Annotated in this window: 14 protein-coding genes and 2 pseudogenes; 5 read left to right on the top strand and 11 right to left on the bottom strand. The window is 45.5% G+C overall.

From position 1 onward, the window contains the following. Positions 1–134 precede the first annotated feature (134 nt). The 3 genes and pseudogenes from nifJ to DXA13_RS22040 form a co-directional block, all read right to left on the bottom strand. Positions 135–3681: pseudogene (gene nifJ / locus DXA13_RS16380) on the bottom strand (pyruvate:ferredoxin (flavodoxin) oxidoreductase). Between the two features lie 374 nt (positions 3682–4055). Then, positions 4056–5681 carry a VanW family protein gene (locus DXA13_RS16375; protein ID WP_243009190.1) on the bottom strand — a complete coding sequence of 542 codons (1626 nt, stop codon included), beginning with the start codon at positions 5679–5681 and terminating at the stop codon, positions 4056–4058. After that, positions 5678–5956: a hypothetical protein gene (locus DXA13_RS22040; protein WP_243009189.1), complete on the bottom strand. Its 279-nt coding sequence runs from the start codon at positions 5954–5956 to the stop codon at positions 5678–5680. Before DXA13_RS22040 ends, DXA13_RS16375 begins: the two co-directional genes overlap by 4 nt. A gap of 189 nt (positions 5957–6145) precedes the next feature. Between DXA13_RS22040 and DXA13_RS16370 the strand changes: the two genes are divergently transcribed. Together DXA13_RS16370 and DXA13_RS16365 are read left to right on the top strand one after the other, a co-directional pair. Then, complete coding sequence (locus DXA13_RS16370) at positions 6146–7003, top strand: PHP domain-containing protein (protein WP_118246060.1); 858 nt, start codon at positions 6146–6148, stop codon at positions 7001–7003. Between the two features lie 282 nt (positions 7004–7285). Further along, positions 7286–7522: a polya polymerase gene (locus DXA13_RS16365; protein WP_118246058.1), complete on the top strand. Its 237-nt coding sequence runs from the start codon at positions 7286–7288 to the stop codon at positions 7520–7522. A 164-nt stretch (positions 7523–7686) separates the two neighbouring features. Here DXA13_RS16365 and DXA13_RS16360 read toward each other — a convergent pair whose 3' ends face one another. From DXA13_RS16360 to DXA13_RS23255, 5 genes are all read right to left on the bottom strand, one after another. Continuing rightward, positions 7687–10779: an insulinase family protein gene (locus tag DXA13_RS16360; RefSeq protein WP_118246056.1), complete on the bottom strand. Its 3093-nt coding sequence runs from the start codon at positions 10777–10779 to the stop codon at positions 7687–7689. An 87-nt stretch (positions 10780–10866) separates the two neighbouring features. Next, the gene (locus DXA13_RS16355; protein ID WP_347559896.1) at positions 10867–11640 is read right to left on the bottom strand and encodes an AI-2E family transporter; all 774 of its coding nucleotides are present in this window, start codon (positions 11638–11640) and stop codon (positions 10867–10869) included. Next, positions 11637–12032 (bottom strand): hypothetical protein, encoded by a 396-nt coding sequence (locus DXA13_RS23260; protein ID WP_347559895.1) that lies wholly within the window; start codon positions 12030–12032, stop codon positions 11637–11639. Before DXA13_RS23260 ends, DXA13_RS16355 begins: the two co-directional genes overlap by 4 nt. Beyond that, complete coding sequence (locus tag DXA13_RS16350) at positions 12029–12826, bottom strand: DHHA1 domain-containing protein (RefSeq protein WP_347559894.1); 798 nt, start codon at positions 12824–12826, stop codon at positions 12029–12031. The genes DXA13_RS23260 and DXA13_RS16350 overlap by 4 nt, the downstream gene beginning before the upstream one ends. Beyond that, the gene (locus DXA13_RS23255) at positions 12784–13182 is read right to left on the bottom strand and encodes an alanyl-tRNA editing protein (protein WP_347559893.1); all 399 of its coding nucleotides are present in this window, start codon (positions 13180–13182) and stop codon (positions 12784–12786) included. The genes DXA13_RS16350 and DXA13_RS23255 overlap by 43 nt, the downstream gene beginning before the upstream one ends. 224 nt (positions 13183–13406) lie before the next feature. On the opposite strand from DXA13_RS23255, the gene DXA13_RS16345 reads away from it, so the two are divergent. Next, positions 13407–13637: a hypothetical protein gene (locus DXA13_RS16345; RefSeq protein WP_118246054.1), complete on the top strand. Its 231-nt coding sequence runs from the start codon at positions 13407–13409 to the stop codon at positions 13635–13637. A gap of 74 nt (positions 13638–13711) precedes the next feature. Here DXA13_RS16345 and DXA13_RS21095 read toward each other — a convergent pair whose 3' ends face one another. Continuing rightward, positions 13712–13864, bottom strand: coding sequence for a hypothetical protein (locus tag DXA13_RS21095; protein ID WP_181995714.1), 153 nt, complete (start codon positions 13862–13864; stop codon positions 13712–13714). A gap of 178 nt (positions 13865–14042) precedes the next feature. On the opposite strand from DXA13_RS21095, the gene DXA13_RS16340 reads away from it, so the two are divergent. After that, positions 14043–14465, top strand: a complete 423-nt coding sequence (locus DXA13_RS16340) for a hypothetical protein (protein ID WP_118246052.1) — start codon at positions 14043–14045, stop codon at positions 14463–14465. A 16-nt stretch (positions 14466–14481) separates the two neighbouring features. After that, positions 14482–14793, top strand: coding sequence for a hypothetical protein (locus DXA13_RS16335; protein WP_243009188.1), 312 nt, complete (start codon positions 14482–14484; stop codon positions 14791–14793). A gap of 95 nt (positions 14794–14888) precedes the next feature. On the opposite strand, the gene DXA13_RS22035 is transcribed toward DXA13_RS16335, so the two are convergent. Then, positions 14889–15200 carry a hypothetical protein gene (locus tag DXA13_RS22035; protein WP_243009187.1) on the bottom strand — a complete coding sequence of 104 codons (312 nt, stop codon included), beginning with the start codon at positions 15198–15200 and terminating at the stop codon, positions 14889–14891. After that, a pseudogene (locus DXA13_RS22030) lies at positions 15161–15898 on the bottom strand (hypothetical protein); the annotation flags it as partial. The gene DXA13_RS22035 and the pseudogene DXA13_RS22030, both read right to left, overlap by 40 nt.

The raw sequence follows: 15898 nt of genomic DNA, 5'->3' as shown, positions 1-15898 counted from the left end.
ATACTGAGAGGCTGAAAAACGATAATTATTCTTCTCTTAACAAACGGAGGAAATCCGTGCAAGCAAAAAAGCCCGTCCCCCGCCAAAGCGGGGAACGAGCCTTTTTTAAATCTACTGTATTGCGAAGATAGTAATTAGTCTTCAACTTTATACAGGTCTGCCAGTCTTGTCAGATGTCTGTATCTTTCCTTAGCATTCTGAGCTGCCTTCTCAAACAGTTCGTCTGCTCTTCCAGGATTCTTAAGAGCTAAGGATGTGTAACGAACTTCGCCCTTTAAGAAGTCTTTGTAATCGCCTGTTGGAGTCTTGCTGTCTAATGTATAAGGATTCTTACCCTGTTCTTTAAGAGCCGGGTTGAATCTGAACATATGCCAGTAGCCTGTCTCAACTGCCTTCTTCTCTTCATCCTGAGCCTTGCTCATACCAACCTTGATACCATGGTTGATACATGGAGCGTAAGCGATGATTAAGGATGGTCCCGGATAAGCCTCTGCCTCTGCAATTGCTTTTACGGTCTGGTTGTAATCAGCACCCATAGAGATCATAGCAACGTATACATAGCCATATGTCATAGCGATTCCAGCAAGGTCTTTCTTCTTGATATCTTTACCGCCAGCAGCAAACTGTGCAACTGCACCAGTCTGTGTAGCCTTGGAAGCCTGTCCACCTGTATTGGAGTAAACTTCTGTATCGAATACCATGATATTCAGATCCTGTCCGCTTGCCAGTACATGGTCAAGTCCGCCGAAACCGATATCGTAAGCCCATCCGTCACCACCGAAGATCCACTGAGATTTCTTAGCGAGGAAGTCTTTGTTATCAAGAATTTCCTTGCATGTCGGGCAGTCAATGCCTTCCAGAGCTGCAACTAACTTGTCTGTAGCTTCTCCGTTCAGAGAACCAACAGCGAATGTATCCAGCCAGCCCTTGCAAGCTTCTTTAACTTCTGCAGAAGACTTGTCAGACTCATAAACTGCTGTTACTTTATCTTTTAACCAGTCTCTTAAAGCGTTGTTTGCCAATACCATACCATAACCAAACTCTGCGTTATCCTCGAATAAGGAGTTATCCCATGCAGGACCCTGTCCTCTCTTGTTAACTGTGTATGGTGTGGATGGTGAAGAGTTGCCCCAGATTGAAGAACATCCAGTTGCGTTTGCAATGTACATTCTCTCACCGAATAACTGTGTAATCAGTTTTGCATATGGAGTCTCACCACAGCCTGCACAAGCGCCGGAGAACTCAAACAGAGGCTGTTTGAACTGGCTGCCTTTAACAGTTGTTGGTTTGAACTTAGCAAGAACTTCTGGCTTTTCAGCTACATTTAAACCAAATTCGAAGATTGGCTGCTCACCCATCTGGTTAGCGAGACGATCCATGGTAAGAGCCTTCTCACCCTTCTTGCCTGGGCAGACATTTGCACAAGAACCACAGCCTGTACAGTCAAGTGCGGATACTGTCATAGAGAAGTAGTATCCTGGCATACCTGTCATAGGAAGCTTCTTCATCTCAGCCGGAGCTGCTGCTGCTTCTTCTTCGTTCATAACTACAGGACGGATAACTGCGTGCGGACATACATATGCACAGAAGTTACACTGGATACAGTTATCAGAATTCCATACAGGAACATTAACTGCGATACCACGCTTCTCATATGCAGAAGATCCGGACGGTGTTGTACCATCTACGTAATCTTTAAATGCAGATACTGGTAAGGAGTAGCCCTCCTGAGCATTAACCTTAGCCTGAACATTGTTAACGAAGTCAACAACGTCTTTTCTGCCTTCTTCGATGTGAACCATGTCAAGACCCTCGTCTGGGCAGCTCTTCCATGATTCCGGAACCTGAACTTCAACAACCTGCTTAGCGCCGGCGTCGATAGCAGCCCAGTTCTTCTTAACAACGTCTTCACCCTTACGGCCGTATGTTGCCTGAGCAGCAGACTTCATTAAGTCAATTGCTTTCTCCTCCGGAATAATCTTAGCCAGCTTGAAGAATGCGGACTGAAGGATTGTGTTGATACGTGTCGGGCCCATGCCTGTTTCGATACCGATCTTAACACCGTCGATGGTGTAGAACTTGATGTTGTGATCTGCAATATATTTCTTCATCTGTCCTGGTAAGTGCTGATCAAGTTCTTCAGCGTTCCATGGGCAGTTCAGCAGGAATGTACCGCCGTCAACAAGTTCCTGAACCATGTTGTACTTACGTACATATGCAGGATTGTGGCATGCTACGAAGTTTGCCTGCTTGATTAAGTAAGTTGATTTGATCTTGGAATGACCAAAACGTAAGTGGGACATAGTAACGCCGCCGGACTTCTTGGAGTCATAGTCAAAATATGCCTGAGCATACATGTCTGTGTTGTCACCAATGATCTTGATGGAGTTCTTATTAGCGCCTACAGTACCGTCTGCACCAAGGCCCCAGACTTACAGTTAATCGTTCCCTCTGGTGTTGTAACAAGCGGAGCGCCTGCATCCAGAGACATGTTTGTAACGTCATCAATGATACCGATTGTAAATTTCTTCTTATCGCGGTTTTTGTAAACAGCTACGATCTGAGCCGGTGTCGTATCCTTAGAGCCTAAGCCGTAACGTCCTGAGAATACAGGAATTGTTTCGAACTTTGTTCCCTTGAATGCAGCGATTACATCCAGGTACAGAGGCTCGCCGATAGCGCTGGTTCTTTTGATCTGTCTAATACAGAAACGATCTTAGCAGTTTCAGGAATTGCTTCTACCAGCTTCTCTCCAACGAATGGTCTGAAAAGACGAACCTTAACGACGCCGACTTTCTCGCCCTTAGCCATTAAGTAATCGATTGTCTCTTCAATTGTATCGCATGCAGAACCCATAGCAACGATAACATGCTCTGCGTCTGGTGCTCCATAGTAGTTGAACAGCTTGTAGTTTGTTCCGATCTTCTCGTTAACTTTGTTCATGTAATCTTCAACGATTGCCGGAAGAGCATTGTAATATGGATTACAAGCTTCTCTTGCCTGCATGAAGATATCAGGGTTCTGTGCAGAACCTCTCTGAACCGGGTGATTTGGATTTAAAGCCTGCTTACGGAAAGCAGCAACTGCATCCCAGTCTACCATTTCCTTTAAATCATCATAATCCCAAGCTTCGATCTTCTGGATTTCGTGAGATGTACGGAAGCCGTCGAAGAAGCTGATGAAAGGAACTTTTCCCTTGATTGCTGAAAGATGTGCAACTGCAGTCAGGTCCATAACTTCCTGTACGTTGGATTCGCACAGCATAGCACAGCCTGTCTGACGGCATGCATAAACATCAGAGTGATCGCCGAAAATAGATAATGCATGGGTAGCCAGTCCACGTGCAGATACGTTGATAACGCCTGGTAACTGCTCACCAGCAATTTTGTAAAGGTTTGGAATCATCAGTAACAGACCCTGGGAAGCTGTATAAGTAGCGGTCAGTGCACCAGCAGCCAAAGATCCGTGTACAGCACCTGCAGCACCTGCTTCAGACTGTAATTCTGTGATTTGTACAGGACGTCCGAAAATATTAAGTCTTCCGTCTGTTGCCCATTCATCTACATGCTCAGGCATAACAGATGAAGGGGTGATTGGAAACATAGCCGCTACTTCGGTAAACGCATACGATGCATGAGCCGCAGCTTCGTTTCCATCCATGGTTTTCATTTTTCTTGCCATTGATTTATCCTCCTACAATGAAATATGAATATTGTATAGTTGTTCTCCTATTGGGAGACTGACCTGTATTATATTATAACAATAATTTGACAATTTGCAAAGACATAAAACAGCAAATTAACGTATTATTTTACGAACAATCAGAAAAGACTGCGCGAATATGCCGTCTCTCCCTGCAGCAGGCCGTAAAAGCGACACCATATTCATACGCCGCCGGCTCCTTTCGTACAAGTCATATCTGAACGAATCAGGTTCTGCGGCCGGACCGGAACACTTCTTTCGCCGCAACAGCACGTACCCGCGGCTGAATAGGATATAAAAAGAGCCTGCACTATGCCCTTTCGGACTGCCGTGCAGGCTCTTCTATACTTCTGTTATAGTCCCGGCCCCGCCGGAACTTCCTGTACTGCTTTACTCTCCGTGGACGGAGGAGCTACAGTAGCGCTTTGTGAACCGGATGTTTCCGCTTCCGGCCCATTCGGCACCTGCGGAGGCTCTGACTGGCCGTTTCCAGCAGGTCCGTCCGTCGGATGGCCTGGCCCTCCCGAACCGTCGTTCGTTCCGGTGTTAGGGGCATTGCCGTCTCCCGGTGTCCCCGTTCCATTCTCACCATTGTCGCCTGGCTGTGCCGCCGAACTCTCATCCGGATTCTCAACCGAGGAGGATTCCCCTTCTCCGGCAGTCGTGATCTGTACATCCGACGTATTTCTATGGATAAGTGCCTCATGCCCCTTATATGTGCTGCTGTGGAAGAACTCATCACTGATGACCTCTCCATTTTTCTTCTTTACAAGATTCGTCACCCAAACGCTTCCGTTGCTTCCCTGCTTAACGACCTTTTCCTCTCCCGGCGCAAGCGTCTGGTCTTCTTCATAGGTCGGTGCCGGAGGATCCAGCTCTTTCGTTTTTTTCGAATGCATGGAAACGGTTACACCTTCTTCCAGAATCGGAATTCCGACAATGGAAATCGTCAGCTTCATTTTTCCGCTAAGACTTCCCTCCAGTTTTGCACGAATAGCGATCGCCGTATTGGATGTATTAATAAATTTCATATCTGGTCCGCCGAAGCTTACTGTCGCATCTTCACCCGGCGTTACATAAGAAGGTTCAAAGCTGTGTGCATGGCGCTCCGTCGTATTCAGACCTGAAAAGATAACTGCATTATATAAGGTAGACGAAACCTGGCACACACCGCCGCCTGGTTCCTCAACCAACTTTCCTTCCACATAGGCTCCGGCGGGTCTGTATCCCTTATCCGTCGACCTTTTTCCAGTCGTATCGTTAAATGAGAATGTTCCGCCCGGCTGGATAATCTTGCCGTCCAGGCTCTCGGAAGCCAGCTTGATATTTGTATTTCTGTCTTTGTTCGCGGTCGTCGTCGTCGTATACTGCCCGATCACTTTATACATGGACTTGGCCTGTTCTTCCGAAATCTCCGGTGCCACATCCTTCCCCTGGGCTTCGATCTGAGCAATGAAGTTCTTAGCCTGAATCGCTTCGTTGATGTCGGATTTCAGTTTTTCCTGATCAATTATCACACCTGTTTCTTCACCGGAATATATGAACGTACCCTTTTCCTTGTCAAACCCGGAAATCTCTCCGTTCTTGGCAGGTTTGTCCCATTTTTCCGCCATATTTGCGACTTCTTTTTCTACATATGATTCCATGCCGGATGTATCCAGGCTGTAAGATTCCTTTGGTTCCCCTGTGAAAATTTCCTGAAGTAGACGGTCTACCTTATCTCCCATCAGATTTTCCACTTCGTATACATCATCCTTGTAAGTGACCTTCATAGACCACGTATAATTATGGAGAATTGCTTCCCGTGCCTGTTCTCTGGACATTCCAGTGATTGTTACGCCGTCTACTACGACCTCTCTCTGAAGCTCTGTCTCAGATTCCGTCGTAGGCTCATCGATCCGCTCTTTTCCAAATCCCTTCATCATCATTACAATTCCAAAGATAACCAGGATCAGTAAAACACCTCCTACGGCAATCATCTTGTAATTGTGCTGCGGTTTTCTGTTTCGAGTACCATTGCGCCTTGCCTGTCCAGCTGCATTCGCTCTGGCAGCCTGCCCGGTGCTTCTGGAAGAGCCGGTACTTTTGCCGGAGGAACTGCCGCTTTTGCTATAAGAAGAACCTGACCGCGAAGATGCGCTTCCCCTTGCCCTGCTGTTCCTTGGCCCTGAATAGCCATTGTTTGAGGCAGTGCTTTTCCTCGTTCCGCTGCCTCCTGCTCTGGAGGAGCCTTTCGTTCTGTTTCTTTCATCATTTTGATTCATACTGTCACCTATCTATACCCTATCTAGTTTACAACCTAGAGTATAACACAATTCCTAGAAAAAGAAATGACTATTTTCATGTTTTTTTCTGAATATTTTTTGACATTTTACTTATTCTTTTTCATGTGTTACTATTGTATTATCAAATTGTTACTAATGTGTTTCAACAGGAGGTTTTTATGAATTATGTAGATCTTCACGTCCACTCCAATGCGTCGGACGGCACCCTCTCCCCATCCGGTGTTGTCGCTCTGGCGGCCGAAAAAGGTCTGAAGTCAATTGCTTTAACTGATCATGACACCATAGATGGCATAGAGGAAGCTCTTTCAGCGTCATCTTCTCATCATATAGAAGTAATTCCAGGTGTAGAGCTGTCCGCCTTATACCATGAAAAAGAGATTCACATACTGGGACTTTTCGTGGATATCCATCATCCGGTCATTGAAAAAGCGCTTGGCCATATGCGTGAAATCCGGCACAGGCGAAATGAGGAGATTCTGCGCCGTTTTTCAGAAGCCGGAATGGAAATTACCATGGCAGAGCTCCAGAATGGCAATCCCGGTACGGTGATCACCAGAGCTCATTTCGCACGTGTGCTGTTCCAGAAAGGTTATGTCTCTTCCATGAATCAGGCTTTCAAGAAATATTTGAAGCCAGGCAGCAAATACTGCCCTGTAAAAGAACGGATTGCCCCGGAACTGGCAATGGAGCTTCTCACTGCCTGCCATGCAGTTCCTGCTCTTGCACATCCACTCCAATATAAGTTCGGAAATGACGAACTGGACGGTCTGATTGCTTACCTTACTGGACTCGGTATGCAGGCACTGGAAGTCTATCACTCTTCCAACAGTGCTTATGAGAGTATGCGTCTGAAGGAACTTGCTGTAAAATATGGCCTTCTTCCTACAGGCGGCTCTGATTTTCATGGAGCCAATAAACCGGATATCGATATTGGCTTTGGCCGCGGCGGGCTCCGGATATCCTCTCTTCTTCTGGAAGATATCCGTCAGCTTTATCAGTCAAATTCAGGCAGATAAAGCTTTAGCCTGCGGGGCGTTTCTTTTGTACTAAACTGCTCAAAGCATACGATTAATTTCAGTGAGCAGCCTCCTCCTCTTCAGAAGGACTGCTGATGAAACGCAGGGATAAGACGGTTCCATTTCAGCAAAAATCAATCACGAACTGTCAAAATATTCCATTTCGATTAATTCAAACGGTTATTTTTGGTAATATTACTGATTGTATTTTATTTAGCCCCCTGATATAATAAATTTGTTAAAAAGTTAACTCGTTTCGCATTCTGGAAAGGAGCGTATCTTATGAAAATTCAGAATATTACAGATGTAGATAAGTTTTTCAAGGTAATTGACCAGTGCTCAGGAAAGGTAGAACTTGTTTCTCCTGAAGGGGACAGAATCAACTTAAAATCCAAGTTGACACAGTACTTATCCATGGCAACTATTTTTTCAAACGGCTATATTGATGAGCTTGAACTGATTGCATACGATAAGGACGACATCGACCGTCTGATCTCTTTCATGTATCAGGGTCAGTAATCAGAATTATCAAGTTAATATCACAGAGGGTGCTGCAAAAGCAAGATCAGGCATGCCCCCGATACCAGATTCCGTTTCATGGCAGCAGCCATGTCACTTTTTCCGGTATCCAGGGGCAGCGCTTTTTCTCTTTTACGGCACCCTCTGTATTATTTTGTCCGTATTTAATCGGATGACGAATCTCCCCAGTCCAGCAGCACGTCAAAACACGCTTTCCCCTCTTCTATTATACTGCCCTTTCCCACAGCTGCGGCCGAACCGTTTCTGATCTGCTCTTCGATTGCCTGTGCCGCCTCATCCTGATCTTCCAGAGACGCTTCCTTTATCAGCCGTATTCTCTCCGCAACCGCATATTCATCGATTCCCTGAAGATATCTCTCAATTGATTGTTGTTTCTCATGGAAAATTCCTGATGGCCGTGTGGCCTCAGCATATGCGCTTAAAATATAGCCGTCGAAATCTTCCTGACTGATTTTTGCATGTCTTAAATAATCCCCAACACCGTCGAAAACCTCCAGCGACTCTTTCACATTGGGATCGTCGAGCCGGTAAAGGCAGAACTGCCCTGTTTCCGTAATCATATATAAGCCCGCACAATTCTGTCCCGCTTCCGCTTCCAATCCTGGAACGATATATCCTTCTTCTGCTGCTTTCAAAAAAGCGGCATACCTCCCGTCACTGCCGTCTTCTTTTCCATAGGAGGAAACAAGGGCCGTACACGCTTCAGAAGCCGCTGTGCAGATACCAGTTCTCTTCGGCCAGCCTGACAGTGACAGTCCCTCCCACTTCTGAGACACTCTCTCGTGAGACATAAGCGCTCCGAGCATTCTTCCCGCGGTCTGCTCCATTTCCTCCAATTCATTCTGATCTGCAATAATGACTGAAATAATATCCTTTTTATTTAACAGTATTCTGGATATTTCCTTCATCTTATCCGCAAATTCAACGCTGTATTCCGGTTCTTCCTGAAGGCGCCTTAATGTCGTTTTCATAAAATGGTAAGAATCCTGCCCGTGAAACAGCTGGTCAAGGGTTCTGTTGTTTCCCATGTATGACTCTGCAAAAGAAACGGCTGTATCCATTAGCTTGGTCGGCTGGTCATACCCTTGCTGGTCAGTCCGGGAAAGATATTCCCGAAGGAGCTCCGTCGTCTTTTGGGGATCGTCAAACTTTGTCTGCATCATAAGTTCCATCAGCAGTTTCAGGCTTGTTTCATAGTCTTTTGTCATACAATACCAGTTTACTTCCATGACCGGTCTGTTACCCGATGATCCTTCTTCTATAAGCAGTTCACGAAAGCTCATTTGATACAGATACTGGTCGGAAAGTGCCCTCAGCTCCCCTGACTCCCTCAAATTTCCGTCCAGCCTGGATATCAGCAGCTGATATATGGGAAGATAGAAGATATCCTCCTCCGGTATTTCGCTCAGATCGAAATAAATACTGCAGGCGCCCACTTTCTCCATAGAGACAGCGGCCGTGCAACTGGTCAGTTCTCCGATTTTTTTCGTACTAAAATCAGCTGTTTCTGCCTTCGCCATAAGCCCTGACAGCGGAATCAGAAAGTCTGCGTTCACTCGTTCTTTTTCACTCCACTGCCGGAATTCTGCCGTATCTGATACCAGCTGTCTGATTTCTTTCCCTGTCATTTGAACCTTCCGCCCCGCCATGTCTTCTTCCAGTTCCCGTTTCTTCTTTTCAGCAAGTCCGGGAACAGGAACGTTTACAACGAGCGCGCTTCTGGACGGTGCTAAAGCCTGTTTTGCAAGTTCCTTAAAATACATCTGGGAACGGTTCGCCTTTATTTGGTTCATACATGATCTTTTAATGGAATAATAGTCGGTCCGTCCAGTATTCGACCAGTAAACGGAAAGTGTATTAAACAGTCCGGCGGCCGCAGACGGCGCGTTTCTGGCCAGATATGCTTCCATCTCAGATGATTTAAGCACCGACTGAAAAATCTCCTCATCAATTCCTCGCTCACTGACCTCTTCCATTGCCCCCAGAACCGTTGCTTTAAACGCATCTTTTTTATCCGGATCCGTATTGTTTAAATAAAAAGCAAGGTACGGTTTTGCTGTTTCCATAACCACTTTCAGCTCGATCCTGCCCGAAATGCCGTTTTCCTTTCCGCGGCGTTCCAACGGTGAGTTTTCGGAATTGAGCATTGCAGAAAACAGCTCCCATCTCATAATATCCTCCCAGGAACTTTTAGAAAGATCCATCGCATAACAGATCACAGAAGCCTGTTCTGCGCTGCTTTCTTCATAGGCAGGAATTTCCGCTGTCTGTTCTGTGTAACCTCCTGGCACCTCTTCATTCATCGCCCCGGAAAAATCTGTTCCGTTGTCTTCTTCTGCTGAAAGATATTCCTGATCCAAGAATCTCAGAAATCTCTGATAATCCAGATCCCCATAAAGAATGATCAGACTGTTGTCAAAATGGTACATCGATTCGTAAGCTTCTTTTACTTTATCGTAAGTAATTTCTTTATAGCTCTTATAGAGCATTCCCTCTGCGTTTTGGGCCGCCAATTCCGGATAGAGCGCTTTTCCTACATTTCCTCTGGCATTCGCTTCCATATCAGTAAGGTTTTCCATATCCTCATGAAATACGCCCCCCTCTGCTGTTATCTGTGCTTTTTCATTTTCCAGCTCGCAGCGGAATGCCTCTCTTTTATATATATTTTCATTTATAAGAAATTCCGGCGATGTCATACAACTCAGATAGACGTCTGCAGCCTTCATCAGCTGCTCTTCACTTTGGCTGCAAACAGGATAATAAGTTACAGCCGGGTGAGTTTCCGCATTCATATATGTAATGAATCCCCTATTTTTCATATCAGAATAGAGATTGGTGCTTGGATACTTTTCAGATGATGCAAGAACGACATGCTTCAGGATATGGTTCATATCTGTTTCATCCATACTGGGCGTGCGGTATGCAATAGAAAATCCCAGTTCTTTATCGTCATTTTTAATATACAGAAGCTCCGCTCCGCTTTGTTCATGATAAAAAAGGATTGTTTCCGCACCGACTTCTTCAATTTCTCCCAGTTCCATAACCTCAAAGCCTGCAATTACGTCATACTGACTCAGTTCTTCTTCCTCGAATGAATCCGTTTCAGCTTCCTCCAGTGCCATATTAGAAACCGAAGAATTCATCTGTGTTTCTTTCTGCTCTTCTGAGCAGCCCGCAACTGCCGTCAACAGCACGGCAGCCGTAAGAATCGCCTGCAACCTATCGTATTTTTTCATATGCTCCTCCCCAGGACCATCGAGAACTTATGCTGCAAAGCCTCCTTTTTTATTGTAACCATACAGACAGATCTCTGTCCGAACAGCTTATGCCTCTGCCTTTCCCTTAATCTCCAGCCTTTTGTTGACTGTTCTCTTTAGCAGGCTGTAGAGTACCGAGCAGATCGGTATGAACACCAGCATCCCCACGACTCCCATCAGACTGCCCCCAAGCGTGACAGCAACAAGCACCCAGATCGAAGGAAGACCAACCGAACCGCCTACAACATGAGGATATATAAAATTCCCCTCAATCTGCTGAATGACATTAAATAGAATTACAAACGCAAGCGCGTTCATCGGACTCACCATAAGCATGAGGAAAATTCCAATCGCACAGCCGATAAACGCTCCGAAAATCGGTATCAATGCAGTAAAGGCAATCAGTACGCCCATAAGAAGGGCATAAGGCATACGGAGCACGCTCATAGTGACAAAAAACATGCTTCCAAGAATCACAGCTTCCAGACACTGTCCTGTCAGGAAATTCGAAAATGTCCTCTCTGTAAGAGCTGCAACTTCCAGAAAACGCTCTGCGATCTGCTCTGGAAGAAATGCCATTATAAATTTCTTAAACTGCCTGGCCAGCACTTCCTTCTGAAGCAGAACATAAATGGAAAACACAAAACCGATGCCAAAGGTAGTTACGCCGCTGACAATGGACACGGCCGCTGCAAATGTCGTATTCAATACGGAACCGGCTCCATTTTTCAAAAATGCTACTACCTCATTAAATACGGCGTTCCAGTCAATGACCAGGCTGTTCAGATAAGATACCATGTCCGGATCCCTTGCAAACAGGTCCGTAAGCGTATCTATCATCTGTCTGCGAAGACGGGAACGCTCTTTTTCAGCCCGACCGCAGTATTTGCAAATTCCGGAGCCACTACAAAGATGACAACCGCCAGAATTCCAAGTACAAATATGAGTGTGATAAGCAGGCTGACCGGCCTGTGCCACCTCTTATTTGCTCCCTTTCCTGCGATCTGCGTTTCTATGCGTCTCATCGGCACATTTAAAATAAAGGCAATGGCGCATCCCACCAGAAAAGGAAGTATCATGTGTACTCCCCTTCCAAGGACGGCCAGTACCTCTTTGTAATGGACGCATCCGACTGCTACAACAACTGTATAAAGAATCAGTCCTCTGAGTTTCTTTAACTGTGTACTGTCAAGATTCATATAATTTGCTATGATTTCCTTTCTTTCACTCAAATATTTTCTTCAACTGCTTTTCTGATTTCCTCTTCAGACGCCTGAAAGGTTCCCTGTGCCATTTGGCTGCTTCCCCCGCCTCTGCCGTTTAGAAGCCCGTTCAGCGTCCTGCTGAAAGCTTTCATGTCTTCACAACTGCTTCCGGCCGCATACTGATAGATGTCGCCTTTCTTCGCACATACGACAACTGCATTTCCCTTTTTTTTCTCATATAAAAGGGTACAGAACTGGCGAATCTGGACGGGATTCAGCCCTTCTTCAAAAAGTAACAGCGGCCTGTCGCTGTCGGGATAGTTCTCTGCTTTAACTGCAAACATCTCCTGATAAGCCTTTGCCAGCTGGAACTCCTTATCTGTATTTTCCATTTTAAGCTTTTCCACTGCTTCTGCAACTTTTCCAATTTTTGAAGAGAGCAGAACAGACAGCCCGTTCATCTGTCTCTGGAGATTGTCCAGGTATTTGAGCGCCGGCCTTCCGCACAGCATGGAAATTCTGACGCCCCCCTTATAGTGTATCATTCCCAGGACTTTAATCAGGCCGATTTCACCCGATTTCTCCACATGGGTACCGCAGCACGCACATACATCTACATCCGGCACCGTTACGATTCGCACTTCCCCTGTCAGCTCCTTCTTACTCCTGTATTCCATCCGCTCCAGTTCTTCCGGTTCAGGGCATGTAATCATAAATGGAATATCGGCATATACCGCCTGATTTGCCTTCATCTCCAGCTCCTGAAGTTCATCCATTGTCATGGTTCCGTTAAAATCAATGGTAATTTCTTCACTTCCCATATGGAAGCCCACGTTATCAAATCCGATTTCTTATGTATCAGCCCTGTCAGGATATGTTCTCCGGAATGGCCTTGCATATTGTCAAATCTTTTCTCCCAGTCCAGTACGCCTTTTACCCTGCCGCCGACAGGAAGAGGCCGATCTGTCAAATGAAGAACTTCTCCGTTTTTTTCATGTGTATCCATTACCATAGCTTCGCCGAGGCAGCCGGTATCTCCTGGCTGTCCCCCGCCCTCCGGGAAAAAGGCAGTCCTGTCCAGAACAATCTCATACGTTCCTTTTTTTCCTTCTCTGCATTCTAAAACTGTACCCTCAAATTCCTTTACGTAAGGCAATGTATAATATAATCTTTCCATGATCAAAATCTCCTTCTTTTGTTACAGCTCTCCTCCGGCGGATTCCAGCGCCCGGATTTTGGCGGCACGCGCCAAAACCGGTATGCGCAGGTATAATAACCGCTCTGCGGATATTATACCACATTATGGATGAAAATAAACTTATATTTTTTTTAGAAATCGGGAAACAGTGGCAAGCCAGTCGACATATGATACATTGTAATCAAATTATTGGAGGAACTAACATGAGTGATTTAGCTGCAACAAACTGCGGATGCGGTTGTGGATGTGACGGTGGAGGAAACGGAGGATGCAATTTTATCTGGATCATTCTTCTCTTATGCTGCTGCGGCGGTAATGGCTTCGGATGCGGAAACAGCTGTGGCGGAAATAACAGCTGCGGCGGTGGCTGTGACTGGATCTGGATTATCATTCTTCTGTGCTGCTGCGGCGGTGGAAATAGCTTCTGCTGCTAAAATACTTACCAACTATCCGTAATATCTTCCTTTTTTTGATGGAGGGGGCAGTAATATCTGCCCCCCTCTTTCATTTATTTGTCAGATCCTTTTTCCGTTTCCTCCTGAATCCAGGTTCTTCTCCTGCCCTCTGCATTTCCTCTGGTTTCATGTTCTTTCTTCCTTTTCATGCAGTCCTCATCGATTTCGTAAACAGAATTTCCATCTATAATTAAACGGCTGTTCATCTCTGATTTCTCCTTATTTCAATTGTCATGTATTTAGAAGTACACGTTTTGAAAGCTTTGCCATGTACTTATATATTATACATATGCCGCATTTTTTTCCTTGTGAAAGCTGTCCATGCATGAAACGGAAAGCTGCCGCATATATTGTCACCAAAGAATTCTAAAGGACATATCAGTAATGGACGATTATAAAGATGACGCATTCAAACCAACGGAACTGGATTATAAGACCTGTGACTCCCATCTGCAGATGATGAAGGCTGCTCTCCCCTATCTCGGGCTGAGACAGCAGAGAATGATTTCCATGTATGTACGGGTTCAGGAAATGAACCGTACCATGCGAATGTTCAGCCAGGGAGAGATGACAGCTATGAGCGCCGGTTCCGAAGAGGAAGGAAAAAGGCCTTCCGTATCTGAAATGCTGGAAGCCATAAAACCTTATGGAAATACATATGAACAGGAAATCATTTCTCTCATCTCCAACATGACAAAAGGTGTTTCCGCCCCTATGGAGCAATTGAAAAATTTCCTGTCTCCGGAACAGCAGTCCAGAATCGATACAATACAGTTCATGATGCAGGCTATGCAGACAATGACTTAAAGGAGGTAACTGATCATTGAATAACTGGAAAGAGGATCCACGATTAAAAGGAATGGACAGCCAGAAGCTGGATATGTTGGATGAGTTTGCGGAACGGGTAAAACGTACTCCGAAGCACAATCTCATTTCGTCCCTTCTGTCCCTCAATATGGAAGCACAGGCAAAAGGTATTTCGTTCTCAGATTCCGAAACGGAAATCATCGTTTCCATCCTGGCCGCCGATATGCCGCCTCAGGAGCGCAAAAAGATTGACATGCTGAAAATGTTTTCAAAGCAGCTCACCGGACGTAAAAAAAACGTCTCCATAAACGCATTCTGCTTCCACTGATAATTTTTTCCAACAAAAATGGCAGCGATACCATACCCGGCAAAATGCCTCTGTCTTTCATATGGTATCGCTGCCAGTATTTAATTTCCAGCTTTCTACTGGTTTTTTAACGCTTCCTTATCAGGCACGATTACAATTTTCATCGTTTCATCCGCCTGTCTGATAACTGTTTTCATGTATTCTTCCTCAATACAGATACAGCCGCTGGAACCCGTATAGCCTTCTGCCGTACAGTGCAGAAAAATGGCCGATCCCTTTCCGGGAACTGCATCTTCGTTATAGTCGAGTGACAGCACATAGTTGTAATATGGCGCAACCTGTATCAGATGTTCTGCCGAATTCCAGTCTTTTTTCACTAAATCCGTATTCACCATCCTGTTATAATGGATGCTTGCAGAATCATCCACCCAGTAGTCATTATCCTCAGCTTCTCATAAGGCATGATACAGCCTGGATCCCCAAGGATTCCAAATGCCTTATTGATTCCAAATGTGCCGTAAGGCGTCTTTCCGTCCCCTTCTTTTTTCTCATATGTTCCGCCGTTCCTGCCGTATACGCCGCTCGTTTCGAAGATTTCATTCCACACGTCCTGACCATCCTTTTCATAATAAGAAACGTGTACGTTCGCCCCTCCCTGTCCTACAACGAGAACAAGTTTCGACGACGACTTTGCCGCTTCCATATCTTTTACAGAAAAAACGTCCCCGGAATTCTTATGTTCATTAATTTTCTTCTCAATCAGATCGGCTCCCGGACCGCCTTCCTCCGCCCCAGCTGCCATTGCCGTAGCGGCTGCTCCGCCGGTCATCAAAAGAACTGCGGCTGCAAGAAGCAGTAATTTTCTTTTTTTCCTCATAATCGATCCCTTTCTTTTTAACCGGTATGTCTTAAGGCATGTCGCAAAATTGAATCTCAAAATTAAATCTCTTAATGATCCGCCATGCTCCCCTATGCTGTCCCGCTCTATTTTATTCGCATATGTTCCCCTCGCTTCAAAGGCTTTTGGCGGTGAACGCCAAAACCGGTATGCGCAGGTATAATGCGCTCTGCGGTCATTATCACTCTTTTTCCTGATGGCGTAAATGGAGGATTTCTTACGATTTTC

It is taken from the genome of Clostridium sp. AM58-1XD (assembly GCF_003464085.1).
GTDB lineage: Bacteria > Bacillota > Clostridia > Lachnospirales > Lachnospiraceae > Lachnoclostridium_A.
This window is presented reverse-complemented; position numbering and strand designations above follow the sequence as displayed.